At 39.3% G+C, this 26,883-nt stretch carries 26 protein-coding genes and 1 other annotated feature; of the genes, 24 read left to right on the plus strand and 2 right to left on the minus strand.

All coding sequences use genetic code 11. The features are described from left to right. The first annotated feature begins 49 nt into the window (after positions 1-49). Genes DXB43_RS00390 through DXB43_RS00435 form a run of 10 tightly spaced genes read left to right on the plus strand, consistent with a single transcriptional unit; the run spans position 50 to position 11,926 of the window. Complete coding sequence (locus DXB43_RS00390) at positions 50-415, plus strand: molecular chaperone (protein WP_117946540.1); 366 nt, start codon at positions 50-52, stop codon at positions 413-415. A gap of 56 nt (positions 416-471) precedes the next feature. Continuing rightward, positions 472-1,614: a CgeB family protein gene (locus DXB43_RS00395; protein ID WP_117946027.1), complete on the plus strand. Its 1,143-nt coding sequence runs from the start codon at positions 472-474 to the stop codon at positions 1,612-1,614. 1 nt (position 1,615) lies between these two features. After that, positions 1,616-2,671, plus strand: coding sequence for a glycosyltransferase (locus DXB43_RS00400; protein WP_117946030.1), 1,056 nt, complete (start codon positions 1,616-1,618; stop codon positions 2,669-2,671). Next, positions 2,661-4,184 (plus strand): hypothetical protein, encoded by a 1,524-nt coding sequence (locus DXB43_RS00405; protein WP_117697307.1) that lies wholly within the window; start codon positions 2,661-2,663, stop codon positions 4,182-4,184. The genes DXB43_RS00400 and DXB43_RS00405 overlap by 11 nt, the downstream gene beginning before the upstream one ends. Positions 4,185-4,187: 3 nt before the next feature. Continuing rightward, entirely contained in the window at positions 4,188-5,222 is a 1,035-nt protein-coding gene (locus DXB43_RS00410; protein WP_117697305.1) for an FkbM family methyltransferase, read from the plus strand. 19 nt (positions 5,223-5,241) lie between these two features. Then, positions 5,242-6,375: an FkbM family methyltransferase gene (locus DXB43_RS00415; protein ID WP_117946033.1), complete on the plus strand. Its 1,134-nt coding sequence runs from the start codon at positions 5,242-5,244 to the stop codon at positions 6,373-6,375. 2 nt (positions 6,376-6,377) lie between these two features. Continuing rightward, entirely contained in the window at positions 6,378-8,351 is a 1,974-nt protein-coding gene (locus DXB43_RS00420) for a CDP-glycerol glycerophosphotransferase family protein (RefSeq protein ID WP_117946035.1), read from the plus strand. Between the two features lie 47 nt (positions 8,352-8,398). Further along, positions 8,399-9,115, plus strand: a complete 717-nt coding sequence (locus DXB43_RS00425; protein ID WP_117697299.1) for an IspD/TarI family cytidylyltransferase — start codon at positions 8,399-8,401, stop codon at positions 9,113-9,115. Next, positions 9,116-10,162 carry an NAD-dependent epimerase/dehydratase family protein gene (locus DXB43_RS00430; protein WP_117946038.1) on the plus strand — a complete coding sequence of 349 codons (1,047 nt, stop codon included), beginning with the start codon at positions 9,116-9,118 and terminating at the stop codon, positions 10,160-10,162. Positions 10,163-10,177: 15 nt separating this feature from the next. Next, entirely contained in the window at positions 10,178-11,926 is a 1,749-nt protein-coding gene (locus DXB43_RS00435) for a 1-deoxy-D-xylulose-5-phosphate synthase (protein WP_022242917.1), read from the plus strand. Between the two features lie 59 nt (positions 11,927-11,985). Here the strand turns inward: DXB43_RS00435 and DXB43_RS00440 are convergent, their stop codons facing one another. After that, positions 11,986-12,885, minus strand: coding sequence for a hypothetical protein (locus tag DXB43_RS00440; RefSeq protein ID WP_117946041.1), 900 nt, complete (start codon positions 12,883-12,885; stop codon positions 11,986-11,988). Positions 12,886-13,220: 335 nt separating this feature from the next. Here DXB43_RS00440 and DXB43_RS00445 point away from each other — a divergent pair, with 335 nt between their 5' ends. The 3 genes from DXB43_RS00445 to DXB43_RS00455 all read left to right on the plus strand — a co-directional run bounded on the left by DXB43_RS00445 (position 13,221) and on the right by DXB43_RS00455 (position 15,245). Beyond that, positions 13,221-14,435 (plus strand): CgeB family protein, encoded by a 1,215-nt coding sequence (locus DXB43_RS00445; protein ID WP_117946043.1) that lies wholly within the window; start codon positions 13,221-13,223, stop codon positions 14,433-14,435. A 271-nt stretch (positions 14,436-14,706) separates the two neighbouring features. Next, on the plus strand, positions 14,707-14,973 hold the full coding sequence (locus DXB43_RS00450) for a DUF4160 domain-containing protein (protein ID WP_117841465.1): 267 nt from the start codon (positions 14,707-14,709) through the stop codon (positions 14,971-14,973). Positions 14,974-14,999: 26 nt separating this feature from the next. Next, the gene (locus DXB43_RS00455; protein WP_022242921.1) at positions 15,000-15,245 is read left to right on the plus strand and encodes a DUF2442 domain-containing protein; all 246 of its coding nucleotides are present in this window, start codon (positions 15,000-15,002) and stop codon (positions 15,243-15,245) included. Positions 15,246-15,312: 67 nt separating this feature from the next. On the opposite strand, the gene fliD is transcribed toward DXB43_RS00455, so the two are convergent. Further along, positions 15,313-16,614: a flagellar filament capping protein FliD gene (fliD, locus tag DXB43_RS00460; protein WP_117697289.1), complete on the minus strand. Its 1,302-nt coding sequence runs from the start codon at positions 16,612-16,614 to the stop codon at positions 15,313-15,315. A gap of 309 nt (positions 16,615-16,923) precedes the next feature. On the opposite strand from fliD, the gene rpmG reads away from it, so the two are divergent. The 11 genes from rpmG to rpoB all read left to right on the plus strand — a co-directional run bounded on the left by rpmG (position 16,924) and on the right by rpoB (position 26,880). Beyond that, entirely contained in the window at positions 16,924-17,073 is a 150-nt protein-coding gene (rpmG, locus tag DXB43_RS00465; protein WP_117697288.1) for a 50S ribosomal protein L33, read from the plus strand. Between the two features lie 45 nt (positions 17,074-17,118). Further along, positions 17,119-17,328: a preprotein translocase subunit SecE gene (secE, locus tag DXB43_RS00470; protein ID WP_022242923.1), complete on the plus strand. Its 210-nt coding sequence runs from the start codon at positions 17,119-17,121 to the stop codon at positions 17,326-17,328. Between the two features lie 17 nt (positions 17,329-17,345). Beyond that, the gene (nusG, locus tag DXB43_RS00475) at positions 17,346-17,864 is read left to right on the plus strand and encodes a transcription termination/antitermination protein NusG (RefSeq protein ID WP_022242924.1); all 519 of its coding nucleotides are present in this window, start codon (positions 17,346-17,348) and stop codon (positions 17,862-17,864) included. Between the two features lie 15 nt (positions 17,865-17,879). Continuing rightward, positions 17,880-18,305, plus strand: coding sequence for a 50S ribosomal protein L11 (gene rplK / locus DXB43_RS00480; protein WP_022242925.1), 426 nt, complete (start codon positions 17,880-17,882; stop codon positions 18,303-18,305). Between the two features lie 53 nt (positions 18,306-18,358). Next, positions 18,359-19,051: a 50S ribosomal protein L1 gene (gene rplA, locus DXB43_RS00485; RefSeq protein ID WP_022242926.1), complete on the plus strand. Its 693-nt coding sequence runs from the start codon at positions 18,359-18,361 to the stop codon at positions 19,049-19,051. Between the two features lie 34 nt (positions 19,052-19,085). Next, positions 19,086-19,231: a sequence feature (ribosomal protein L10 leader region), on the plus strand. Between the two features lie 47 nt (positions 19,232-19,278). Beyond that, a complete protein-coding gene (gene rplJ / locus DXB43_RS00490; RefSeq protein ID WP_022242927.1) occupies positions 19,279-19,854 on the plus strand; it encodes a 50S ribosomal protein L10 in 576 nt (191 codons plus the stop codon). A gap of 51 nt (positions 19,855-19,905) precedes the next feature. Further along, on the plus strand, positions 19,906-20,280 hold the full coding sequence (gene rplL, locus DXB43_RS00495; RefSeq protein WP_117697286.1) for a 50S ribosomal protein L7/L12: 375 nt from the start codon (positions 19,906-19,908) through the stop codon (positions 20,278-20,280). Between the two features lie 162 nt (positions 20,281-20,442). Then, on the plus strand, positions 20,443-20,763 hold the full coding sequence (locus tag DXB43_RS00500; RefSeq protein WP_117946045.1) for a hypothetical protein: 321 nt from the start codon (positions 20,443-20,445) through the stop codon (positions 20,761-20,763). A 170-nt stretch (positions 20,764-20,933) separates the two neighbouring features. Beyond that, complete coding sequence (locus tag DXB43_RS00505; protein ID WP_117697282.1) at positions 20,934-21,485, plus strand: sigma-70 family RNA polymerase sigma factor; 552 nt, start codon at positions 20,934-20,936, stop codon at positions 21,483-21,485. A 4-nt stretch (positions 21,486-21,489) separates the two neighbouring features. Next, on the plus strand, positions 21,490-22,644 hold the full coding sequence (locus tag DXB43_RS00510) for a DUF4179 domain-containing protein (RefSeq protein WP_117946048.1): 1,155 nt from the start codon (positions 21,490-21,492) through the stop codon (positions 22,642-22,644). Positions 22,645-23,022: 378 nt separating this feature from the next. Beyond that, on the plus strand, positions 23,023-26,880 hold the full coding sequence (rpoB, locus tag DXB43_RS00515) for a DNA-directed RNA polymerase subunit beta (RefSeq protein WP_117946051.1): 3,858 nt from the start codon (positions 23,023-23,025) through the stop codon (positions 26,878-26,880). Positions 26,881-26,883 lie beyond the last annotated feature (3 nt).

Consider the following 26,883-nt stretch of genomic DNA (forward strand, 5'->3'; position numbering starts at 1 on the left):
TATACATTCTATAGAAAGGCGGCACAGGATGTGCCAGGGTGAAAATATCATGGAAGATAATAGAAGAGAAGAAAAAGAAGCGTTAAAAGTATTGACGGAGTACAGCCCGAAATTATTAAAATCTATGAGAAATGTAATGGAAGAATTACATGGAAATCGTCAGCCGGATACCGATGAATATCTTTTGAGCATTATCAAAGGTATGAACTGGGAAATTCAGGTCTTAAATGGAACAATGGACTATCTCAATGAAATCGAGCAGCTTATTGATAAGCAGGCAGCAAATGCTCTGTTTGTAAATTTCAGCAAAATATATCAGAAAAAAGATGATGAGAAGCTTGCAGAAGTCTTTGAGAAGGACATGATACCATTCTTTGAAAAACTGGAAGAAGTAGCCAAAGTTAAGATGAATTAAAAAACTACTGATATCGAAAGGTATCAGTGTTTTTCGTTGCAAAGCAGGAGAGAACGATGAAAATATTATTCTGGCAATGGCATTCTTTTATGGGAAAAGGAATGGAACGTGCGTTACACAGATTGAATATTGCTTATGATACCTTCTTTTATCAGATGAATGACTGGGAATCGGATGATCGGTTTGCAGAGCAGTTGGAAAAGAGGATTTCGCAGCAGGCGTATGATGCAGTGATCTCTATAAATTTTAATCCGGTTATTTCTGATGTATGCCAGAATCATAAACTGCCTTATCGTGCGTGGGTCTATGATTCTCCGATTCATATCCGCAATGTACAGGCACTGAAGAATTCCTATACAAAAGTGTATTTTTTTGACCGTGGACAGGCAGAAGAATATCAAAGACAGGGAATCAATGCCGGCTATTTGCCACTGGCAGCAGATGTGGAAACATTTTATCCGGTTGCAGTTACAGAAGTCGATAAAAAGGAATATGGAGCAGAGATTTCACTGGTAGGAAAATTATATCAGACTGTCTATCCACAGTATATGGCACCTTTGAAAGAGTATGACAGAGGATATTTGGAAGGTGTGATTGCAGCTCAGAAAAAAGTATATGGCGGCTATTTCCTGCCGGATTTTATAACGGATGATTTGATAGAGAGAATGAATGCGGCTTATCAGAAACAGTGGAATGGAGAGATTACGGTAAATCATCGTGAAATTGAATTTCTGCTGGCCAGTGAGATTACACGAAGAGAGCGGCAGGAAATATTAACGCTTCTTTCCAATCATTTTGATGTAGCGCTCTATTCCGGAGAACAGAATGTAGCCATACCAAAGATAAGAAAGAAGAATTATATCGATTATTATACCCAGATGCCAAAAGTATTTAAATGCTCTAAAGTGAATCTTAATATTTCGCTGAAAACAATCCGGACAGGAATTCCGCTGCGTGTACTTGACATTCTTGCCAGTGGCGGATTTGTGATTTCAAACTTCCAGGAAGAGTTGGCAGAGTACTTCCGGCTGGGTGAAGAAATCATCACTTATGGAGATATAGAAGAGCTTTATTATCTGGTAAATTACTATTTGCAGCATGAAGAAGAACGGAAAGAAATTGCGGATAGAGGATTACAGAGGGTAAAAGAAGATTTTCGATTTGAAGAACGGATGAAAGTAATACTTGAGGACTTATAGCATGAGAAAAATTTCTGTATGTATCATCACGAAAAATGAATCAGAAAAATTGAAAAAGTGCCTGAAACAACTGATGGGGTATGGCTTTGAAATTATTGTAGTAGATACCGGTTCTACGGATGATACGGTTGTCATGGCGAAAAAATATGCAGATAAAGTATGTTATTTCAGCTGGTGCAATGATTTCTCCGCAGCACGGAATTATGCATTGACTCAGGCGTCCAATGACATTGTTATGATGATAGACAGTGATGAATATTTACAGGAAATAGATACAGGCGAGCTGGAAAAACTGTTAAAGCAGCATCCTTCTATGGTAGGGCGAATCAAAAGAATTAACCGCGTTTCCGTAGGAGAGCAGGAAACAGAATACATAGAACGGATTAACCGGATATTCTCCAGACAGCAATATGAATATTCGGGCAGTATCCACGAACAGGTTACAGCGAAAAATAAAGAAGAGTATGAAACTTACCTTGCTCCAGTTGTTATCTTGCATGATGGTTATGAAGGCACCGAAGAGGAGCGGAGGAAAAAAGCAGAACGTAATCTGAAGTTATTGTTAAAAGAGTTGGAGAACCATCCGGATGATACTTATTTCATGTATCAGATTGGAAAAAGCTATTATATGGCAGAGGATTATGAAGAAGCAATCCGGTATTTTGAAAAAGCATTGGGCTATGACTTGAATCCAAAGCTGGAATATGTAATTGACATGGTAGAAAGCTATGGATACGCACTTTTGAATACCGGGCGGGTTGAAACGGCATTGCAGTTTCAGGGGATTTATGAAGAGTTTGGAGACTGTGCGGATTTCAAGTTTCTGATGGGACTCATCTATATGAATAGTGAACGTTACGAAGAAGCAGTAGCTGAGTTCTTAAAGGCAACGGAGTATAAGAGCGCACGGATGACAGGAACAAATTCTTATCTGGCATATTACAATGCAGGCGTAATCCGGGAGTGCCTCGGAGACATCGGACAGGCACTGGAATATTATCGGAAATGCGGAGATTATGCAAAAGCACAGGAGAGAATCAGGGCATATGAGAAATAATATAAAAGAAAATATACTTGAATTAATACAGACTCTCTATGAAGCACACAGCAATGCGGAAGCACTGATAAAAGAAAAAGATAATCAGAGTGTTTGTGCACTTTTAGAGGATTGTCAGAATGCAGCAATACATATCGGAGAAAGCATTGAGCAGTCAGAAGGTGAGAATTTTATCACGGTGAAATATTTAGAAGCGTATTGTGAATTGCTTTATACGACCTCTGTAAATATTTCAAATGGAATATATGAGAAGATAAAAGAAAACTTAAATGCACAGCTTCATGTCATAGAAGATAGTGTAAGGGATGATATAAAAGGCAAATGGGAAATTGTATTTCTGCCATATAAAGTGTCCATGTGGGATTCGTTGGAAAGTATATGGAAACGGGCTTTTGAAGATGATGATTTTGATACATATGTGGTGCCGATTCCTTATTATGACAGAAATCCGGACCGAACCTTTGGCGAATACCATTATGAGGGAAAACTGTTCCCTGCTGATGTACCGATAACACATTATGAGGATTATAATTTTGCGGAACGGATGCCGGATGCAATTTTTATACATAATCCATATGACCTGGGAAATCTGGTTACAAGCGTGGAACCGAAATTTTATTCTAATATATTAAAAAATTACACGAACTTATTGATATACATACCATATTTTTTATTTCCAAAAGAACCGCAGACGCACTTAATCGATACTTTTGCACTGGAAAATGTGGACAGCATCTTTGTACAAAATGAAGAAGTAAAAGAAGCATATGTGAATCAGGCGAAAATAGTCGGTAATGAAAAGGTGTTAGAAAAGGTATTTGCAGTAGGTTCACCAAAGATTGATAAAATCTGTGAAATATGCAAAGACGGAATTCCTGTTCCGGATATCTGGAAAGAAGTGTCTGTAAATAAAAAGAAAGTATTTATGAATACCAATATCAGCCTGATATTGAATAATAAAGATAAATTTATTGATAATTTAAGAAGAATATTTGACATATTTAAGCGTCGGGGAGATGTGTTTGTAATATGGAGAGAGCATCCTTTGACGGAGGCAACCTTAAAATCCATGAAGCCGGAAATCAGAGATGCCTATTATGAAATCAGGTCAGATTTTGTGAAGGATGGCTTGGGAGTAATCGATACGAATTCGGAAGCATATGAGGCAATTTATTTTTCGGACTGCTATTTTGGTTCAGGTGGTTCGCTGGCACCAATCTATGCAGTAACCGGAAAACCGATTTTAATAACGGCATATAAATATCCGGACAATATCAGCAGCCAGCAGGCTACGATAGAGATGCTGCTTAAGCAGACAGAGAGAAGTATGTTTTTCTCGGAACGATATGAAAATTTTCTGGATTTGTTTTTAGATAATATTGATTTGCTGACCAGCTATAAGGAGAAACGGTTTGAATTTCTTTCGAAGATAGTAGACAGCATTGACGGAACAACCGGAAATAAAATTATGTTACAAGTAAAAGATATGCTAAATAAAGAAAGGCGAGGATAGAATATGAGCGATACAAAAAACAAAGTAAAAGAGATTTTCAGAGAATATTTAAAGGAAAACTTCAAACAGAATGCGGAAAATTTAAAAATATATATCTATGGTCATGAACTGCAGATATGTGGTGGTATTTTAAATTTTGAGGATGAACTTGATATAACACTGATTCATCAGGATCTCAGATTTATCGGTTATGAGTACTCAGGACATAAATATGAACTGGCTGAAAGCGTAGTACCATTTCCAGATAATGCAGTAGTACTGGTTTCCTGCATATATCCATACCGGTTCGATAATATTACAAATAATTTAATGGAATTGGGTTTAAAGAGAGAGCAGATTATTCATATAAGACCATTGGCAGAGAAGCTGTTAAATGTTTCAGCAGATTATTTTTCGCAGAATGGAATGGATAAGAAAGTAAAAACTTTGTTTGACAGCATTGGAAGAGATATTTCAAAAATAAGATATTTGGATATTGGTTCTAATACATGGCTTCTTTACAACAATTCATATATGTTTTATCGTGCTGGCTCAAATGGTGTGCTGGTAGAAGCAAATCCTGATTTTGTGGATGAGATTAAGAGGAACCGTCCGAGAGATAATGCGATTATGTGTGGCTGCTCTGATGTAAGAAGTGAGGAAGAATGGACTTATTATAAGACCAAGCATGCCGGATATAATACCTTTGTAAAGGAAGTGGCTGATACATATGAAGGCAGAGGGCTGGAAGTTCAGGAGATAAAGATTCCAATGAAGTACATTGGTGACATTCTGGAAGAGAATTTTAAGGACGGACATATTGATTTTATGTCGGTTGATGTGGAAGGCATGGGTGCGCGTATTGTGAATGCAATTGACTTTAACTGGTATGATATCGATGTAATCCTTTTGGAAATGGACTTCGAGAAGGAAGAGTCAAGAAAACTTTATATGAAATTATATGAACTGGGATATACCTCAAGATATAGAGGAATTGGAGCAGGAAAGGATTTTCTTTTCTTTAAAACAGATGTTTTTGATGCAGGTTTGTTAGAATAATATAAAGAGGAAGCGGAAAATGATAGAGGGAATCAGTAAACAGACAATTGAAAATTTTAACAGAATGTCTGAAAATAGAAAGATTGTGCTGGTAGGACTGGTCAATGAGAATGTGAAAAAAGCAATGTCTCTTTTTGACAACATTGAGTGTATTATTGATGGTGATACAGAACGTTGTGGCTTGCGGTATGAAGGCTTGCCGATTTATTCATATGAACATCTTTATGCACTTAGTCCGGACACACATATAATTCTTGTAACTGCCCGCACCGGTGGTGTGTATTCCGTTACAAATGCAGTCAAAGAAGTTAATACTTTTAATATTTTTTATCTCAATGTTATTGCGGATAAGTTTTTTGGATTTTTTTCCAATGAACTTTATAATAACTATGATAAAATCAGAAAAATGGAAGCAGCACTGTATGATGACCGGTCGAAGAAAATATATCGGGAAGTGGTAAGACGCAGGATAATCGGTGCAACCGGAGAATATAATAAATTAAAAACAAGAATAGACCCGCAATACCTTTATCAGGATATGTATAAGAATGTAAGCGGGAATGAAATCATTGTTGATTGCGGCGGTTATATTGGAGATAGTGTGGAGAAATTTGTCTTGGCTTTTGGCAATAAAGTTAAAAAAATATATTCTTTTGAATGCTTTGAAGATAATATTTTAAAGATAAAGGAAATGGGACAGACTCTGAAAAAAGAAGGCTGGTCGGGAGAACTGGTTGTTGCGCCTTATGCAGTGTCCGATAAAACGGATAAAATTATTTTTAATGATATTGGAAATCCGGACAGCGGTTATTTACCGGACAGCCGTTTGACGGTGCAGTATAATGAAAAATTAGCACCGATTAAAACAATTGAAGTTGAAACAAGAACAATCGATGGTTTTATACCGGAGGATGAAAAAGTTACCCTGATAAAGATGGATATTGAAGGTGCAGAGTATGATGCATTAAAGGGTGCGGAGAAAACCATAAAGAAAGATAAACCAAGATTAGCAATATCCATATATCACAATCCGAGTGATTATTGGAGAATTTATGAATTAATCCATGAGTTTTCGAGTGAGTATAAATTTGCAGTAAGACACCATCAGAATAACCATTTAGATACTGTTTTATATGCATGGGTGGAGGATTAAAAATGTTAATGGTATTTATGTCACAGCCGGATTTCGCATGTAATTGTCATGCGTTATGGAAATATGTTAAACAGCACACAGACTTTGAAACAGCCTGGATTATAAAGAAACCGGCATATTATGAAATATTGAAAGAACGTGGAATAAGATGTGCTGTTTATGATACGGTAGAGGCTAATAAAATAATAGAGAAAGCAAATGTCCTCATTGCCAATTCGTATACATTTCTTAACATAAATAAAAGAGAAGACCAGTTGCTTGTGAATGTGTGGCATGGAAGTGGCGTAAAAGCCCATGATTATTATGACCATAATTTAAATCCACGTCATCTGATAAAACTGAAAAATTATTTTGGAAAAGTTGACCTTATGTGTGTACATAGTTTGGATGACAGATTTAAACTTGCTGCAATGCTAAACTTTGACTTACGAAAAATTTATGTTACAGGGCAGCCCCGCCTGGACTGCGTGAAAAAGTCAGATGGAAAAGGGATATTAAAAAAAGTGTTGGGAGAAAAGATATCGCGATATGAACATCTCATCTTTTTTGCACCATCCTATCGTTCCAACATGAGCTGCCATGCCGGAAAGATTTTTTCTGACAACATTTTTCGACTGGATGATTTTGACAATCAGGCGTTGGATGAATTTTTAACCCGCAATCATGCGGCGCTTGTATATAAGCTTCATCCGATTGAACAGACAGCATTCTTAGGCAGGAGTTTTGAAATGTCAGAGCATTGTTACGAGCTGACGGATGAAATGTTGTTTAAAAAGGATGTCAGATATGATGAAATATTAAATAGCTTTGATGTTATGGTAAGTGATTATTCCTCCATAGTATATGATTATCTTTTGCTGAACCGACCTGTTGTATATCTTCTTCCTGATTTTGAAGAATATAAAAATGCAAAAGGATTTGTATTTCATAACATATCTCTTTATATGCCGGGTGAGAAGGTATATGATTTTAAAAATCTTCTGAGTGCATTGGATGAAGCGTTTGTAAATCCGGATAAATATATTGATTTAAGAAATAATGTTCTTCTGAACAGATTTGATTATACTGATGATGGTTCGGCAGAACGCTGTTTTCAGCAGATTATGAACTTTAAAAAGCTAAATGATGAGTATATCCCATACCAGAGCGATGCAAAGACTGTGCCGCCAACCGTTGCGGAACAGATTGCAAAATATGTTGACAGCAGTAAGTATTATCTTATCGATAGCAGAAAAAAATATGACGATAAAGAAAAGCTTCTGGATGAAATTAACAGCGCAGAAAAAGTATATTATATTACTTCAGAAATACCCCCGGAATTCAGAAGCGTGAGTGCGAAAAATTCATACCGGATTGTTGACATTGAATTATTCGAGGAAATGAAAAATAATCCGAAGGTGAATATTGCACATATTATGGGTGGTGTGGATTACGAAAAGTTCTGTGTGGAAAGTACAACTGCTGAGAATAAAAAGAAGAGAATCGGTTTTGCAGGAACTATTGATAACCGGATATATTTTTCAATGGTTCAGTGTATCTGCGAGGAGTTTTCTGATTGCGAGGTTGTATTTGCAGGAACGATTATAGGAGATTACCCGGCGTGGCTTGGTGGTTTTGACAATCTTACTTATATCGAAGCGGAATATGATAAATTACCTGAGATTATCAGTTCGTTTGATGTGACAATTCTTCCCATCTTTGGAGGCCATAAAAAAACTGTGCCAATAGAATTGTATCAGTATCTTGCCTGTGGAAAAAATGTAGTAGCATCAGAGATAGAAAATCTGCCAGAATGTGAGGCTGTTTTTACAGGAAAATCAACATCTGAAGTGATAGATAATATAAGACTTATACTGTCGGGTGATTTACAGGAGAAGAACGTGGAAGCAGCAAGGACGGTTGCATTGGAGTATGACTGGAAGAAAGTTGCCAAAGATATGACAGAGGATAAATACAATTACAGCTTTACGAAATAAGGATAAATGCAGATAAGTATTGTTTGAATATGTGTATGGAGGGAAAAATGACAGATGTGATTATACTTGCCGGAGGAATCGGCAGCAGATTAAAGTCGGCGATACCAAAACAGTTTATAGAGATAGATGGCTGTCCGATTATTGTACATACGATAAAAAATTTTCAGGACAATGCAAATATTGATCATATTATAATTGTCTGCCTGGAAAAATGGATAGAGTATACGAAAGAAATTGTAAAGAAATATCATCTTGATAAAGTGACGGATGTTGTTCCGGGAGGAGAAACAGGACATATCTCCACCAGAAACGGAGTCTATTTTTTGAAAAACAGATTGTCGGAGGATGACTATGTAATTATCCATGATGCGGCCAGACCAATTGTATATCAGGATATTATCGATGATTTGATTGAAAAAGCAAAAGCCAATGGAAATGCCTGCAGTGCTGTCTCCTGTTACGAAACGGTTGTCCTGACAGAAAACCGGACATCAGGCAAAGAACAGATAGACCGTAACCGGATCGTAAGAGTTCAGACACCGCAATGCTACAACTACGGACTGATAAAATCACTCTACGAAAAAGCAGACAAGGACAATCGGGAAGACTTTGTTTATGCCAATATTCTTGCGATGAACTATGGCGTAGAGATTTATTTTTCCAAAGGAACAAATAACAATATTAAAATTACAACCAAGGATGATATCGCATTGTTCCGTGCACTGCTTTATTATATCAACAATGCCGAAGGTGAGGAGAATTAAATGGTATTAAGTTTACTGGAAGAACAGGAGTATAAAAGATACATAGAGGCATTTGATTTTTCAAAATATGTAAGAGATAAAACATTTCTAATAACTGGAAGTGGCGGAATGACGGGACAGGCAATGATAAAGTGGATTTTATATCTGAATAGTAAATTTCAGACAAATGCAAAAATATTTGCTTCAACCCGTAATCCAAAACACATTCCGGATTACATGGATGGCTCTGAAAATGTAGTGATGTGTGAGTTTGGAAAAGAGGAAGAAGCCATTGGAGAAGAGAAGGTAGATTATATCATTCATGCGGCTTCCCCGACAGAAAGAGATTTTTTTCTAAAATACCCGGTTGAGACCTATAAGGTTATTGTGGATGGAACAGCACATATGCTGGAACTGTGTGAGAAGAAGAAAGCGTCCTTTATACTGCTTTCGTCAGTAGAAGTGTATGGTGCATACAACAGTAAGGAAGCAATTGATGAAAAAAAGGTCGGAGCGGTTGACAGCCTGAATATTCGAAGTGGTTATCCTCTGGGGAAAAAAGGAGCAGAATTTTTAACCTATTCTTATTGCAAAGAATATGGCTGCAATGCGAAAATTGTCAGAATTTCTGCAATTCAGGGACTTTACCAGCCATACAATGAACTGCGCATCTATAATGAAATAACAAGATGCATCATGGAAAATAAAAATCTGATTATGAAGTCTGATGGAAAAAGCAAGAAGAGTATTATTTATACCTTGGATGCGGTTTCCGGAATTTTTAAAACCTTGTTTGAAGGTGAAAAGGGAGAGGTCTATAATCTAACCAACCCGGATACCTTTTTAACAGTAAATGAATTTGCGGAAAAGATATTTGAAAAATTTAATGACAAAGTGCATATAGAATTTGACATAGGCTCAGAGAGTGAAACAGGATATCTGCCGCATTTGGAAATTCTTCAGGATACAGAGAAAATATTAAAACTGGGATGGAAACCGATTACAGACTTGTACAGGATTTATGAAATCGACCTGAAGAGATGGAATTTTTCCTGGGGAGAAAAGTAAAGAAAGGATTTGCCTGTGTATATTGAAAAGATAAATACTCCGGAAGATATAAAAAAATATAACATAAATGAATTAGAAGTATTGGCACAAGAATTAAGAGAAGCAATCATAAATAAGGTGAGTGATTGCGGCGGACATCTTGCTTCCAACCTTGGCATTGTAGAGCTGACCATAGCCCTTCATTATGTTTTTGATGCACCAAAGGATAAGTTTGTGTTTGATGTTTCCCATCAGACCTACTGCCATAAAATGCTTACCGGAAGAAAAGCCGCTTTTATTAAAAAAGAAAATTATAAAGATGTCACAGGATTCAGTAATCCAAAAGAAAGCGAGTATGATTTATTTGCCCTTGGACATACTTCTACTTCCGTTAGTCTTGCGTGTGGACTGGCAAAAGCAAGAGATTTAAAACACGATTCGGAAAATGTGATTGCCGTTATAGGAGATGCTTCATTGGATGGCGGAGAAGCATTTGAAGCACTTAATTGTGCAGCGGAAATCAACAGTAACCTGATTGTGGTAATTAATGATAATGAAATGTCTATTCCGGAAAACCACGGAGCGTTGGGACGGCACTTAAAACAGTTGAAAGAATCCGCTGGAAAGCAGAAAGATAATTTCTTTAAAGCCTTGGGATTTGAATATCATTTGATTGAAAACGGAAATGACCTGGAATCCGTTATAAAAGAATTGGAAAGCGTAAAAGACACCAAAGTTCCTGTGGTTGTCCACGTTTGCACCCAAAAGGGAAAAGGCTATAAGCCGGCGGAAGAAAATAGTGAAAACTGGCATTGGGCAAGACCTTTTGACAAAGAGACCGGAAAAAATAAGAATGCCGGAATAGGCGAAAACTATGGAAATATTGTCGGAGAACATTTACTGAACAGAATCCAAAACGATCCGGAAGTTGCAGTAATAGCAGCATCCACTCCCATATGTATTGGCTTTGATAAAACAAGAAGAGAACTTGCGGGAAAACAATATATCGATGTAGGAATTGCAGAGCAGAATGCGGTTACAATGGCGGTGGGAATGGCAAAAAGAGGCTGTAAACCGGTATTTGCAACGAATGGTACTTTTATCCAAAGAGCATATGACCAGATTGAACAGGAAATGTGTATCAATCAGATACCGGCAACGATGATTGTAACCCATGCGTCTGTTTTCGGACACCACAATGACACACATATTGGAATTTTGGATATTCCATTACTTGCCAATATTCCGAATTTAACTTATTTGGCACCTGTGAATAAGGAAGAATATCTTGCTATGCTGGATTGGAGCATCGACCAGAAGGAGAAGCCGGTAGCCATAAGAGTGCCATGGACCGGAGTTAAGCACAGCGATTATGATGTGGCAGAAGAGTATGATAAAGTGTCCTATATGGTTATGCAAAAAGGGCAGGATGTATGTATCCTTGCACTTGGCGGATTTTATGAGCTGGGTGTTAAGACGGCGGCATTGATAAAAGAAACAAAGAATATACAGCCGACAATTATAAATCCAAGATTTATTACAGGCCTGGATGAGAACAGACTTGACTGGGTACTTGAGAATCACAAGATTGTTGTAACCATAGAAGATGGAATACTAAGCGGTGGTTTCGGTTCAAAAATTGCGCAGTATTATTCGGACAAAGATATTAAGGTTTATAATTTTGGATTTTCCATGGATATACCAAGGACATATGAGCCGGCTGAACTCATGGCTGAAAATTCGTTGACGGAAGAAAAAATCGTTGAAAAAATATTTCACCGGTAGACTCATTGGAAGGCATATCATAAAATGCAGCTCCTGTGTAACGCAGGAGCTGTTTTTTATCACTTCTGATTATTTAATTGATTTACTTCTTCTATCGAAAGATTGCAAAGTTTTGCGATTTCCTTTGCATCAAACTTTCCTGTTTTCAAAAGACGAAGGGCAGTATCGGTAGAAGCTTGCTTTAATCCCTGCTCAACACCGGCGTCAAATTCGGCTTTTCTCAGTTTTTTCTCTTCTTCAACTTTATCGTATTCAAAAATACTCATAGCAATTACCTCCGCCTGATTCTTCCTAAGAAAATCTGCCAGAATATTTTCCTGAATGCATTCGGTGACAGCCTTTTGCACGGCATCATCCAAAGGCATCTGTTCTGCAAAGGAACGAACCTTTGCAACATAAATGGAATATTCGTTTAATATCTGGCAATGGGACATTAACTCGGTGTTGTGTCCTGCGTTTACATTGAATGTAGTAACAATAAGTTCCAACGATGGATTGCCGGTTGCATGATAAAAAGCATCTGACAAACGGCTGGTATAGCAATCATCTATCGGTGTGCTTCCATTATAAAATACAATAAAATGGGGATTTGGAATTTTTTGTAGTGCAGAAGAATACAGGGATTTCTTATCCACAAGCTTCTGGTATTCCGCTGCGATGTAGAATAAATCCCGAAGCGGAATATTTGGATTCATTGTGGACTGATGCTCGTATAGATAGAGATTCATGTCCAGAATAAAAGCCAGATCGTTCTTCATTCCCATGTAAATGGCATTTTCCAGGGTTACAATTTCAAGGGCACCGGAATCCGTGTAATGGCTGTTATTAACCGCATTATAAAGGGATAATAACGCCTCTTTATCCGAAAATAACATCCGGAAAACAGTGTCCTTAAATTTGCGGTTCGCCACCGGTGTGCGTTTCGTTGTTTCATTTGCTTCATGTGCTTTTCCTGTCATAGGCAAGTCCTCCTTGTGTGTGGCAGGAGGATAAGCAGCAATAGAAAATAAATATCATATCCAGTGGCAAAAGATTATCTGCTATCGAATAATGGCAGTTATTTCCATACTGTATCGCTCCTGCTTTTTTAGTTAAATAGTGAATCAAAAGCATAGATAGATACAGAAATGCTGGGTTCTAAACAGAACCGGATTTGAACTATAGAAAGTGCCATATAGATTGTATAATATATGCTTTTTCACATTTTAACATAGCAAAAAGATTTGGACAAGAAGAAAAAATGTTATATACTAATTATAAATAAAAAGGCAATGAAAATAAAAGGAGCCACCCCATGAATATTTTGGTTTACCGCTGGAATTCCTACAACTACATAGACATTATTGCAACATTCCAATCCATGGGACATCAGGTGGATGTAATTGAGCAGGAACTGGAAAGCTATGATGAGGATGAATCGTTTGCAGCACGTTTGCATGGCATCTTGCAGCAGAAAAACTATGACTTTGTCTTTACGGTGAATTATTTTGCAGTGATTTCCGGAGTATGCCAGCAGATGGGGATAAAGTATGTATCCTGGAGCTGTGACAGCCCGTTGCTTAGCATGTATCACAAGAATGTATTCTTGGACTGCAATTATTTCTTTCTCTTTGATAAGACCAATTATCTGGAATTCAAGGGAATGGGCGTAAAACATATCTGGCATCTGCCGCTGGCAGTGGATACGAACCGGCTGGATGAGCTATTTGCACAGGATACTATGGATAAAATGCAGTTGGCAGAAACAGATAGTGGGAATGCTTCAAAACATTCGGTACGGGATTTTGCAGGCGGGATTTCTTTTGTGGGAAATTTATATGAGAAGAACAGCTACGACGAACTGGAAACAAGATTCCCGGAATATTTGCGGGGTTATTTTGATGCTGTCATGGAGGCACAGCTTAATATCAGCGGCGGCAATATAATCGAACCGATGTTGACTGCGGATATCTTAGAGCGTGTATCGGAATATTTTGAACTGAAGAAATCGAAGGATTCTTTTTCTGATCTGGGGCTGGTATTTGCAACAACGGTGCTTGGGTTTAAAACTGCTTCTTTGCAGAGACAGCGTGCATTGCTGGCACTGGCGGCTAAATTCCCGGTAAACCTTTATACAAATACAGGCGGAGATACTTTGCTTCGGGTAAAGAATTGCGGCTCAGTAGATTATTGGTCGGAGATGCCGAAGGTATTCCGCTATTCGAAAATCAATCTTAATTTTACGATTCCGAATATCAAGAGCGGGCTGCCTTTACGGATTTTTGATGTACTTGGTGCAGGTGGATTCCTGCTGACCAATTATCAGGCAGAATTACCGGATTATTTTGAAATTGGAAGAGATTTGGCTTGCTTTGAATCCGAAGCAGAACTGGTAGAAAAATGCAGCTACTATCTTACCCATGAGGAAGAACGGCAGCAGATAGCAAAGAACGGTTATGAGAAGGTGAAGAACTGCTGCAGCTATCGGAAACGTCTGAAGTTTATGTTGGAAAAGATTGGGGAGGAGTAGAAGATAGTGGATTTATAAAAAAATTAGAGATGCTTTACAGTGTTTTTAGAAACTTGTATTGTATATGCTTCGACGGTTATGTTACAATAGCTACGAAGCATATTTTTTCATAATTTTGGCAATATGCAAAAAGAAATCCGTATAATGCCTCATTTCATAGAATCAATGAACACATCTTATATTTCTTGAAAAATTCATGCTTTAAACTCACAGAAAAAGCAGGATTTTTTTAGAAAACTCCTGTGAAAAATTGCATAGGAGGAAGAATGAAATGCCCGCATTATCAATGTTTTATGGAATTATTGTACGTATGCAGAGTGAAAAAGGTGGAAAACATAGTAAACCACATATTCATGCGTTGTATGGAGAAGAGGAAATTATAGTTTCGCTGAATGGAGAAGTATTGGAAGGCAAGTTCCCTAATCGGCAGTTAAAAATGCTATTGGCATGGATGACAATCCATGAAGATGAATTATATGCCAATTGGAAAATGCTAAGTGAGGGAGAAGGCTATTTCCGGATAGCTCCATTAAAATAATGGAACAGAACAAGGAGGATATGAAGATGCTTAGACCAACGGCTACAAGCGTTCGGGCGGAAGAAGGTTATATTCTTGATGTTGAATTTGATAATGGAGAAAGAAAGCGGTTTGATGTTAAACCATATATAAAAGGCTCGTGGTATGGAAAATTGGAGAACCCGGATTACTTTAGAAGGGTAAGAACAGATGGATATACTGTTGTATGGCCGGAAGGTCAGGATATCTGTCCGGATGAATTGTATACACAAAGCACCAGCTTCGCAAAATAAAGAACATAACCTGCCACCGGCAGCAAAAAAATAAGACCTGATTTTTCCCACATGTAAAAGTCAGGTCTTATAAATATTTATCCAGCATCAAACCAGAGTACATAGATGTAATATAAGGTGTGGCAAAATTCTTGCCCGGGTTCTTGTAAGCAACAATTACTTTGTCCACGTACTGCATCGGATTTAAGGAAGCCTGGTTGGCTTTTACGCTTAAAGCATTCTTAAAGCGGTTTAATACATGGAAACTCTCGGTGGCATCATCCGATTCGACAGCGTCCGCCAGTAAATCCCGGTCAACGGAAATAGTAGAATCAGAATTTATAATAAGTCCGATGGCTTCAAAATCATTTTTAAAATGCTGTGCAACACCGCTCATATCAGAAAGCAGCTTCTGGCTGGTCGGCTGCGACTCGCGGTATTCATTAGCGGTATCCACCATGGAATTATAGGAATCCACCAGTTCCTGAATATTATCGGCAACGGCATCCACATTTGCTTTAAAACCAAGGGTAGCAGGTCTGCCTTCCGGGCTGACCGCTTTCAGGTGTACTTCAAAAGTATTGTTGATGGTAAACGTATTGGAATAGGAACTGTGTTCCGTACCGTTTAACAGAAAAACGGAATTGGAAGCTGCATCCGTAACCTTGTTAATACCAAGCTTATCCATTGCCTGTATGGATTCGTTGGAAGTTCCCGGCAGAATCTGGAACAGAAAATCTTCGTCATCCTTAAGACCGGTCTGTCTGGAAGTTAAGACCAGGGCACTGTGGCCGGAGTCATCTTCTTTAACATCTGCATGAATGCCAATGCTGGCAGTATTGAAAAGCTTTGCCAGCTTATCCTGGACACTCCGGTTGGTATCATCCGGATTTACATTGAACTGGAACTCATAGGAAGCACTGCTGGTATTCAGATCAAAGGAATAACTGCCTGGTTTAAAAGCAAGCTGGTCATCCTTTAAGTAATTACCGTAGTTTAACTGCGGAGAAGCAAGCTTCTTGATTTCCATCTGAAAGCTGTTGGTATTCTCGCCGGAATCTCCGTTTCCAATATAATCTGCATCAACAATATCATCCTGATCAGAAACGGCAATTTTTTTCTGAAAAGCCTCTGCAAGACTGTCACCGGTGGATAAAGAAGCAATGACATTTTTTAAATCACGGGCATGCTCTTTGATATCGATAGCAAACTTCTGTGCATCAGCAGAATCTTTTATTTTGTAAAGAGGGGATTCTTTATTGATTTTTACAATATTATTGTAAACAGAGCGCAACTCACTCTTCTTGTGGGAATCATACCGGGAAACGGTAGACTTGCCATAAGTTGTAAGATAATAGTTATACATATTATCAAGAATAGCAGATGCCATAAATAACCCCCTCCTTTCTTCCATGAAATGTGCATCTTCTTAATGCCGGGGTATAGTAAAATCCATTTATACATATCTAATATAGCATAAAAATAAGAAAAAGTCATCTACAAGATATACAAAAAATGTTGCAAAAACGCTAGATTTTGTGGTAATATATGTACTGGATTACAAGTTTACAGAGAATGTGAAAAAAGAGTTGACGCTCCATGTGGTTTGTGCTATCATAGACTAGCTTGGAAGTAAGTCTTTTTTTTATGCCTAAAAATAGGCATAGAAAACACAAAGAAAGTAATGGAGGTGGAAGTTGTGCGCACAAAGATTACATTAGCATGCACAGAATGCAAGCAGCGTAATTACAACATGACAAAAGACAAGAAAGCTCATCCAGACAGAATGGAGACAAAGAAGTATTGTAGATTCTGCAAGACTCATACATTACACAAAGAAACAAAATAATTTGTGAATGCGTGACAATGAGCAAAAAGAAAAGGAAGTGACAAAATGGGAGAAACCGAAAACAAGAACACAGCAGTAAAAGAGAGCTGGTTCGCCGGTCTTAAGGCTGAATTCAAAAAAATCATTTGGCCTACAAAAGAATCACTTGCCCGTCAGACAACAGCAGTTGTTATTGTGTCAGTTGTACTTGGTCTGATAATTACACTTCTGGATACAATCATCCAGTACGGTGTGAATTTTCTAGTGAATTTATAATGGAGGCATAGGTGATTATGGCAGAGGCACACTGGTATGTAGTTCATACCTATTCAGGTTATGAGAATAAGGTCAAAGCGAACATCGATAAGGCAATCGAGAACCGGCATTTAGAAGAGCAGATACTCGAAGTCAGAGTACCGATGCAGGATGTTGTCGAGCTTAAGAACGGTGCGAAAAAGCAGGTTCAGAAGAAAATGTTCCCGGGATATGTGCTTATCAATATGGTCATGAATGATGATACCTGGTATGTGGTAAGAAATACCAGAGGCGTAACCGGATTTGTTGGACCGGGATCTAAGCCGGTACCACTCACTGACGCTGAAATGAGACCACTGGGAATCAAGTCAGACAACATTGTCGTAGATTTCGATGAAGGCGATACCGTCGTTGTAATCGGTGGTGTGTGGAAGGACACCATCGGTGTTATCCAGCGTATGGATCACGGAAAACAGATTTGTACGATTAATGTGGATTTATTTGGCCGGGAGACTCCGGTCGAGATTAGTTTTTCAGATGTAAAGAAGATGAATTAAAGGAGGCAACCTCAAATGGCAAAGAAAGTAGAAGGATATATCAAATTGCAGATTCCTGCCGGCAAAGCAACTCCGGCACCACCTGTTGGACCTGCTTTAGGTCAGCATGGTGTGAATATTGTGGAATTCACAAAACAGTTTAATGCAAAAACAGCAGATATGGGAGATACAATCGTTCCTGTAGTTATCACTGTTTACGCAGACAGAAGCTTCAGCTTCATTACAAAAACTCCTCCAGCAGCAGTACTGCTGAAAAAAGCCTGCAACTTAAAGAGTGCATCTGCAACTCCGAACAAGACAAAAGTTGCAAAGATTTCTAAAGCTAAGCTTCAGGAAATCGCTGAACTGAAAATGCCAGACTTAAATGCTGCATCTGTTGAAGCTGCAATGAGCATGATTGCAGGAACAGCAAGAAGTATGGGAATCGAAGTAGAGGACTAAATGGAAACGTGGGAGGGTACCACTCCCGATAATACCACAGGAGGTTATTTAGAATGAAAAGAGGAAAGAAATATTTAGAAGCTGCAAAATCAATTGATAGAGCAACTTTATATGATCCGGCAGAAGCAATCGGACTTGCAAAGAAAGCAGCCGTTGCAAAATTTGATGAGACTATCGAAGTTCACATTCGTACCGGATGTGACGGACGTCATGCAGATCAGCAGATCCGTGGTGCAGTTGTATTACCACACGGAACTGGTAAAGCTGTAAAAGTATTAGTATTCGCAAAGGGAACCAAATTAGACGAGGCTCAGGCAGCAGGTGCTGATTTCGTTGGTGGAGAGGAATTAATTCCGAAGATCCAGAACGAAGGATGGCTTGACTTCGACGTTGTTGTTGCAACTCCTGATATGATGGGTGTTGTTGGACGTCTTGGTCGTGTACTTGGACCGAAGGGCTTAATGCCAAACCCAAAAGCTGGAACTGTTACTATGGACGTTACCAAGGCAGTAAACGATATCAAAGCCGGAAAAATCGAGTATAGATTAGACAAAGCAAATATTATCCATGTGCCAATTGGAAAAGCATCCTTTAGTGAAGAACAATTAGCGGACAACTTCCAGACTCTTATTGATGCCGTAAACAAAGCAAAACCGGCTACATTAAAAGGTCAGTACATGAAGAGCGTTTCTGTAGCTCCTACCATGGGACCGGGTGTAAAAATCAACCCACTGAAGCTTGTTTAGTTTTTGTTATTGACATCCAAGATATTAATTGCTATAATAGCAAAGCATATTGCCGAAGACAGTAGGTGCCGTAAGGCGTAACCGTAGAGAACCTACCGAGGAAATGCAGATACTTATGTATTTGTAAATGAGATTTCAAATCCTCTCTGTCTTCCACAGAGAGGATTTTTTAAGGTAATGTACCTGTCTTTCGCAAGATGAAAAATAAAGAAGGAGGTGCACGATTCGTGGCAAAAGTAGAACTTAAACAGCCTATCGTACAGGAAATTTCTGAGCAGATTAAAGATGCACAGTCAGTAGTAGTCGTTGACTACCGTGGACTTACCGTTGCAGAAGATACTCAGCTGCGTAAGCAGTTAAGAGAAGCTGGTGTTGCTTATAAAGTATATAAGAATACATTAGTTAATTTTGCAATCAAAGGAACTGATTTCGAAAGCCTTTCCGACGTGTTGGAAGGACCTAATGCATTTGCAATTTCAACAACAGATGCAACAGCACCTGCAAGAGTGATTGCTAAATTTGCAAAGACAGCTCCTGCACTTGAGATTAAAGCCGGCGTAGTAGAGGGAACCTTCTATGATGCAGATGGAATGAAAGCAATCGCTACAATCCCATCCAGAGAAGAATTACTTTCCAAATTCCTTGGAAGTATCCAGTCTCCTATTACAAACTTCGCTCGTGTTATTAATCAGATCGCTGAAAAAGGCGGCGCAGCAGACGTAGAAGTTAAGGCAGAAGAGGCAGCACCTGCAGAAGAAGCTCCAGTAGAAGCTCCTGCAGAGGAAGCTCCAGCAGCAGAATAATCTGCAAACCAATTTTATTGAAAACAAAACCAAAAACGGAGGTAAATTAAAATGGCTAAATTAACAACAGCTGAGATGATTGACGCTATCAAAGAGTTAAGCGTATTAGAGTTAAATGAATTAGTAAAAGCTTGTGAAGAAGAATTCGGTGTATCCGCAGCAGCAGGCGTTGTAGTTGCAGCAGCAGGTGGAGACGCAGCAGCAGCAGAAGAGAAGACTGAGTTTGACGTAGAGTTAACAGAAGTTGGACCAAACAAAGTTAAGGTTATCAAAGTAGTTCGTGAAGCTACTGGCTTAGGCTTAAAAGAAGCAAAAGACTTAGTAGATGGCGCTCCAAAGATCGTAAAAGAGCAGGCTGACAAAGCTACAGCTGATGACATCAAAGCTAAATTAGAAGCTGAAGGTGCTAAAGTAACATTAAAATAATTTTTAATTCACAACTGAATTAGAAATGATAGGAATCGGATTCATAGAAATATGGATCCGATTTTCTTGTAGTTTATAGGACTTTAGACCTATTGACGTAAAAAGAAAATATGTAATAATAGTAGCGTAACTTGAAAACAATATAAGAATAGGAGATTAGTTATGAACACAGGACTTAAGGTATGGCTCTGGATTGTATTTGTAATCAATATCATTTCCGGAGTAATGATGATTCCGTTAATGCTCGTTCAGCCACTGCTGATTGTCAGCCTCATTGCAGAAGTGCTTATTATCGTAGGTGCCGGCCTGATTTTGTTTGCACAGAAGAAGGTTGGATTCTATCTGATGATTGCATGTGCAGCAATCGGTCTGGTAATCAACATCTTTGGCGGGGTTGGAGTGGTAAAAAGTATCATCAGCGCAGTATTGTGCCCACTAATTACATATTTATTTATGCAGAAAGACTGGGACAGCTTCCGGTAGAATGAGACATCAACAAGAAGAACCTTCTGGCAGAAATGCTGGAAGGTTCTTTGCTTTTTTATAGAAAAATATTTTTATAAAAGTGATAGATTTAAGACATCAGATTCGTAATAATAAGTGTAGCTGCAAAAATGCAAACCATGGTGCATGAAGCAAAAGGCAGGATAACAATGAAGATAACAGAGAAGAATTATATTCAGCAATTACAATTGCATAATGAAGAAGCATTGATTTATGTCATAGATATGTATGGTGGATTGCTTAAGGCAGTCATCCGGAAACACTTATTTACCATGCCACAGAAACAGGAAGAATGCATGAACGATGTGCTGCTTTCCATCTGGGAACACGCAGCATCCTTTGATGATAAGAAGAACAGCTTCAAGAACTGGGCGGCAGCCATTGCCCGGTACGAAGCCATCGACTATCTTAGAAAATATAAGCGGGACTTGGAACAGCTTTGTATGGATGATGTGACAGCGGCGGAAAATGACAGGATGTTAGAACAACTGATAGAAGGGGAATTAAGCCATGAAGTAGAACAATTGCTTTTGTGTCTGAAACCTCTTGACCGGAAAATATTTATGAAATTATTTGTAGAGGAAGAATCTGTAGAGCAGATAAGCGAAGATACCGGACTTCCGAGAGATGTCATTTACAACCGGGTATCCAGAGGAAAGCGGAAAATGAGAAACATGTATTTGAAACAGAAGGAGGCATGAAGAGATGAAAGACGATAAAATCTATGAAATGTTAAATGATGCGGAAATTGATTTGAATGAATATGAAGTAGAAGAGTTATCCTCCGAAGAAAAGGAACGGTATAAAACGAGAATCCGGATGGAGGTAAAACGTATGAATAGGGAAACAAGGAATAAGAAAAATAAAAATATAAGAAAAATTGCGGCAGGAATGGCAGCAGCCTGCGCGGTCGCAGTGGGAGTGGCGGGATTTTCTAATTCTGCACTGGCAGACAGCATCTACAGCAACACAATCGGAAAACTGATTGGCGCAACACAGGGAGATAAAGATGAAAAGGAACTTTCGGATATCTATTCTACCATTGGAAAAGAGTCCACGGAATTGGTTTCGGATAATCAGTGTGTGCTGGAAACAGACCAGAGTGGAGTAAAGATAAGCGTTTCGGATGTGTATTGCGATGGTTACCTGCTTTACTACACAACCACCCTTAGCACAGACAATGAAAAACTGAATGAATCAGATTGGATTATGGGACCGCAGAGTGATAAGGTGATGGAAAATGTTTCTATCAATGAAACACTGATTCAGTCGGCAATCGGGCAGCCTTTTGAAAAGGCAGAGGACGGAAGCTATGTGAAGATGGAACAAATTGATTTATCAACATTGACTGATGAAAATGATAATCCGATTGATATTTCGGACTTGAAAGATTTTACCATAACCTGGAGCATAGACACATTAGAAGGCTATCTTTCCGATGCATGGGATGAAAATGGAGAATATCAGACCACCACAAAAGTAAGCGGAGACTGGCAGCTCTCCTTCCCGGTGCATGTGGATACTTCCAAGAATGAGACCATCGCAGTAAATAAAGAAGATAATGGTGTTGCAGTAAATCAGGTGATCAAAACCGGTGCCGTCTTGATCGTTGACATGCAGCTCCCGGATATTACCGGCGCACCGTACAATGACCCATATAATGACCCGGATATATTTATTACCGACGAAGCAGGCAATGCAATGTGGTGGTTAGACGGCCGGTTTACCCCAAATGAGGATGGAAGCCAGAGTGAACGGATTATGCTGCTTTATAATGGAGAGAGTACAATCCATATATCCGTAACCAACAAAAATGGTGCAGGTGAAAGTATTGCAGAACTGGATGTGGACTTAAAATAAAACCGGAAGCAATAAAATAGATAATGAAATATGTAATAGAATAGAAAAATAAAGAAAAAAGGGTGAAGAAAAAAGCAACTATGGGATGCAAAGAAAAAAGCATTTCATGGCTGCTTTTTCTGATGTTAGGCAGTTATAAAAAACGCAGATGGCAGGCTGCATCACTGCGAGGATGAAAATTATTCCCCAATATTGAAAAATATATGCATATTGTGCGAAAATAATGCTTGACTTTAGAAAACTACTTGTGGTATCATATACGTTGCACTATTGTGGTGAGGTGGCTTTACTATATCCTTTTTTAGGAAATGAAGCCCAAAGAATATAATTTGCTGAAATTTAGTGGATTGAGAATAAAAAACGAGAGGTGAAACGTCAATGGAGAAAAACAGAATACGTCCGGTGAAGGCTGGAAAAGGCATACGTATGAGTTACTCAAGACAAAAAGAGGTATTGGAAATGCCAAACCTGATTGAGGTCCAGAAGGATTCTTATCAGTGGTTCTTAGACGAGGGCCTGAAAGAAGTGTTTGCAGATATCTCTCCGATTGAGGATTATAGCGGACATCTTAGCTTGGAATTTGTGGATTTCACATTATGTGAGGATGATGTGAAGTATACAATTCCGGAGTGTAAACAGAGAGACGCAACTTATGCAGCTCCTTTGAAGGTAAAAGTCAGACTGTATAACAAAGAAACAGATGAAATTAATGAACATGAGATTTTTATGGGCGATTTACCTCTCATGACAGAGACCGGAACCTTCGTTATCAATGGAGCAGAGCGTGTTATCGTAAGCCAGTTGGTTCGTTCCCCTGGTATTTACTATGGCATTGCGCATGATAAAGTAGGTAAGGAACTCTATTCCTGTACCGTAATCCCGAACCGTGGAGCATGGTTAGAGTATGAAACAGACTCTAATGATATTTTCTATGTACGTGTTGACCGTACCAGAAAAGTGCCAATCACAGTATTACTGCGTGCATTAGGACTGGGAACCAACCAGGAAATTATAGATTTATTTGGCGAAGAGCCAAAGATTTTAGCATCTTTTGGAAAAGACGTTGCTACAAGCTACGAGGAAGGTCTTCTGGAATTATATAAGAAGATCCGTCCGGGCGAGCCTCTTTCTGTTGACAGTGCAGAGAGCCTGATTACCGCAATGTTCTTCGACCCAAGACGTTATGACCTGGCAAAAGTAGGTCGTTATAAATTTAACAAGAAGCTGGCATTTAAGAACCGTTTACGTGGGAAAGTGCTGGCTGAAGATGTTGTTCTTGAGACTACCGGAGAGGTAATTGAAAAAGGAACAGAGCTGACCAGAGAGCTTGCAGAAGAGATTCAGAACGCAGCTGTTCCGGCAGTATATATTGCTACAGAAGAAAGAAATGAAAAAGTTCTTTCTAATATGATGGTAGACCTCACTACCTATGTTGATGTAGTACCGAAGGAAGTTGGTATTACTGAGCTGGTATATTATCCGGCATTAAAGAAAATCCTGGATGAAAATGAATCCTTGGAAGATATCAAGGAAGCAATTCGTAAAAACGTATCTGAACTGGTTCCAAAGCATATCACCAAGGAAGATATTTTTGCATCCGTTAACTACAATATGCACTTGGAGTGGGGCATTGGAAATGACGATGATATCGACCATTTAGGTAACCGTCGTATCCGTGCCGTAGGTGAGTTATTACAGAACCAGTACAGAATCGGACTTTCCAGAATGGAACGTGTGGTTCGTGAGCGTATGACCACCCAGGATCAGGAAGGAATTTCTCCACAGAGCCTGATTAATATCAAACCGGTAACCGCAGCAGTGAAAGAGTTCTTCGGATCTTCCCAGCTGTCACAGTTCATGGATCAGAACAACCCGCTGGGTGAGCTGACACATAAGAGACGTTTATCTGCATTAGGACCAGGTGGTTTATCCAGAGACCGTGCCGGATTCGAGGTTCGAGACGTACACTACTCCCATTACGGAAGAATGTGCCCGATTGAGACTCCTGAAGGACCGAACATCGGACTTATCAACTCACTGGCATGTTATGCAAGAATTAATGAATATGGTTTCATTGAGGCTCCATATCGTAAGATTGATAAAACAGATCCTAAGAATCCGCGTGTTACAGAAGATGTTGTATACATGACTGCAGACGAAGAGGATAATTACCATGTGGCACAGGCGAATGAAAAGCTGGATGAAGAAGGACATTTCGTAAGAAATTCCGTTTCCGGCCGTTATTTAGACGAGACACAGGAATATGACAAGCAGATGTTTGATTATATGGACGTATCTCCTAAGATGGTATTCTCTGTTGCTACCGCATTGATTCCGTTCTTGCAGAACGATGATGCGAACCGTGCGCTGATGGGATCTAACATGCAGCGTCAGGCAGTACCTCTTCTTACCACAGAAGCTCCTGTAGTAGGAACCGGTATGGAAACCAAGACTGCAGTAGACTCCGGTGTATGTGTAGTTGCAAAGAAATCCGGTACTATTGAGAAATCAGAGTCAAACCAGATTACCATGAAGAATGATGATGGAACAAGAGACGTATACAAACTGACCAAGTTCTCACGAAGCAACCAGTCCAACTGCTACAACCAGAGACCAATCGTGTTCAAAGGTGATCATGTAGAAGCTGGAGAAGTAATTGCTGACGGACCATCTACCTCTAATGGTGAGCTTGCTCTTGGAAAGAACCCGTTAATCGGATTCATGACATGGGAAGGTTACAACTACGAGGACGCTGTTCTTCTGAGTGAAAGATTAGTACAGGATGATGTTTATACATCTGTTCATATTGAAGAGTACGAAGCAGAAGCCCGTGATACTAAATTAGGACCGGAAGAAATTACAAGAGACGTTCCTGGTGTCGGCGATGATGCATTGAAAGACCTTGATGAAAGAGGAATCATCCGTATCGGTGCAGAAGTTCGTGCCGGTGATATTCTGGTAGGTAAGGTTACTCCAAAGGGAGAGACAGAGCTTACCGCAGAAGAGAGACTGTTACGTGCCATCTTCGGTGAGAAAGCAAGAGAAGTAAGAGATACTTCCTTGAAAGTACCACATGGTGAATATGGTATCATTGTAGAGGCGAAAGTATTTACAAGAGAAAATGGTGACGAATTATCCCCTGGTGTAAATCAGGCAGTTCGTATTTACATTGCACAGAAGAGAAAAATCTCCGTTGGAGATAAGATGGCTGGACGTCATGGTAACAAGGGTGTTGTTTCCCGTGTACTTCCGGTAGAAGATATGCCATTCCTGCCGAACGGCCGTCCACTGGATATTGTATTGAACCCATTGGGTGTACCTTCCCGTATGAATATCGGTCAGGTCCTGGAGATTCACTTAAGTCTTGCAGCGAAAGCACTTGGATTTAACATTGAGACTCCTGTATTTGACGGCGCACGAGAGATTGATATTCAGGATACCCTGGAACTGGCAAATGATTATGTCAACTCCACCTGGGAAGAATTTGAAGCAAAATATAAAGATACATTGCGTGAAGATGTAATGCAGTATCTTTCCGATAACAGAGACCACAGAGAATTATGGAAGGGCGTTCCGATTTCCCGTGACGGAAAGGTTCAGCTTCGTGACGGACGTACTGGAGAAGAATTTGACTCACCGGTTACCATTGGCCACATGCATTACCTGAAACTGCATCATCTGGTAGATGATAAGATTCATGCACGTTCTACCGGTCCTTACTCCTTAGTAACGCAGCAGCCTCTGGGTGGTAAAGCTCAGTTTGGTGGACAGCGTTTCGGAGAGATGGAGGTTTGGGCACTGGAAGCTTATGGTGCATCTTACACATTACAGGAGATTCTGACTGTGAAGTCCGACGACGTGGTTGGCCGTGTGAAGACATACGAAGCAATCATTAAGGGTGACAATATCCCTGAACCGGGAATCCCAGAATCCTTCAAGGTACTTCTCAAAGAACTTCAGTCCCTTGGTCTTGATGTCAGAGTATTAGACGAAGACCGTAACGAAGTTGAACTGATGGAGACCAGCGAATATGGTAACACAGATTTGAATTCCATTATCTCAGGCGATAAAGATTTCGCGTTTGAAGACAGCGAGTCCTTCGGAAAGATGGGCTTTACCAAACAGGAATTTGATTCTGAGAGTGGAGAACTCAACAACGTAGAAGAAGAGGAAGAGGATGATGACGCAGGCTTCGATTTTGACGATGCTGCCGATGAAGTTCTTGACGAAGAATAAATA

The organism is Roseburia sp. OM04-10BH, assembly GCF_003462605.1.
Taxonomy (GTDB): Bacteria; Bacillota; Clostridia; order Lachnospirales; family Lachnospiraceae; genus Roseburia_C; species Roseburia_C amylophila.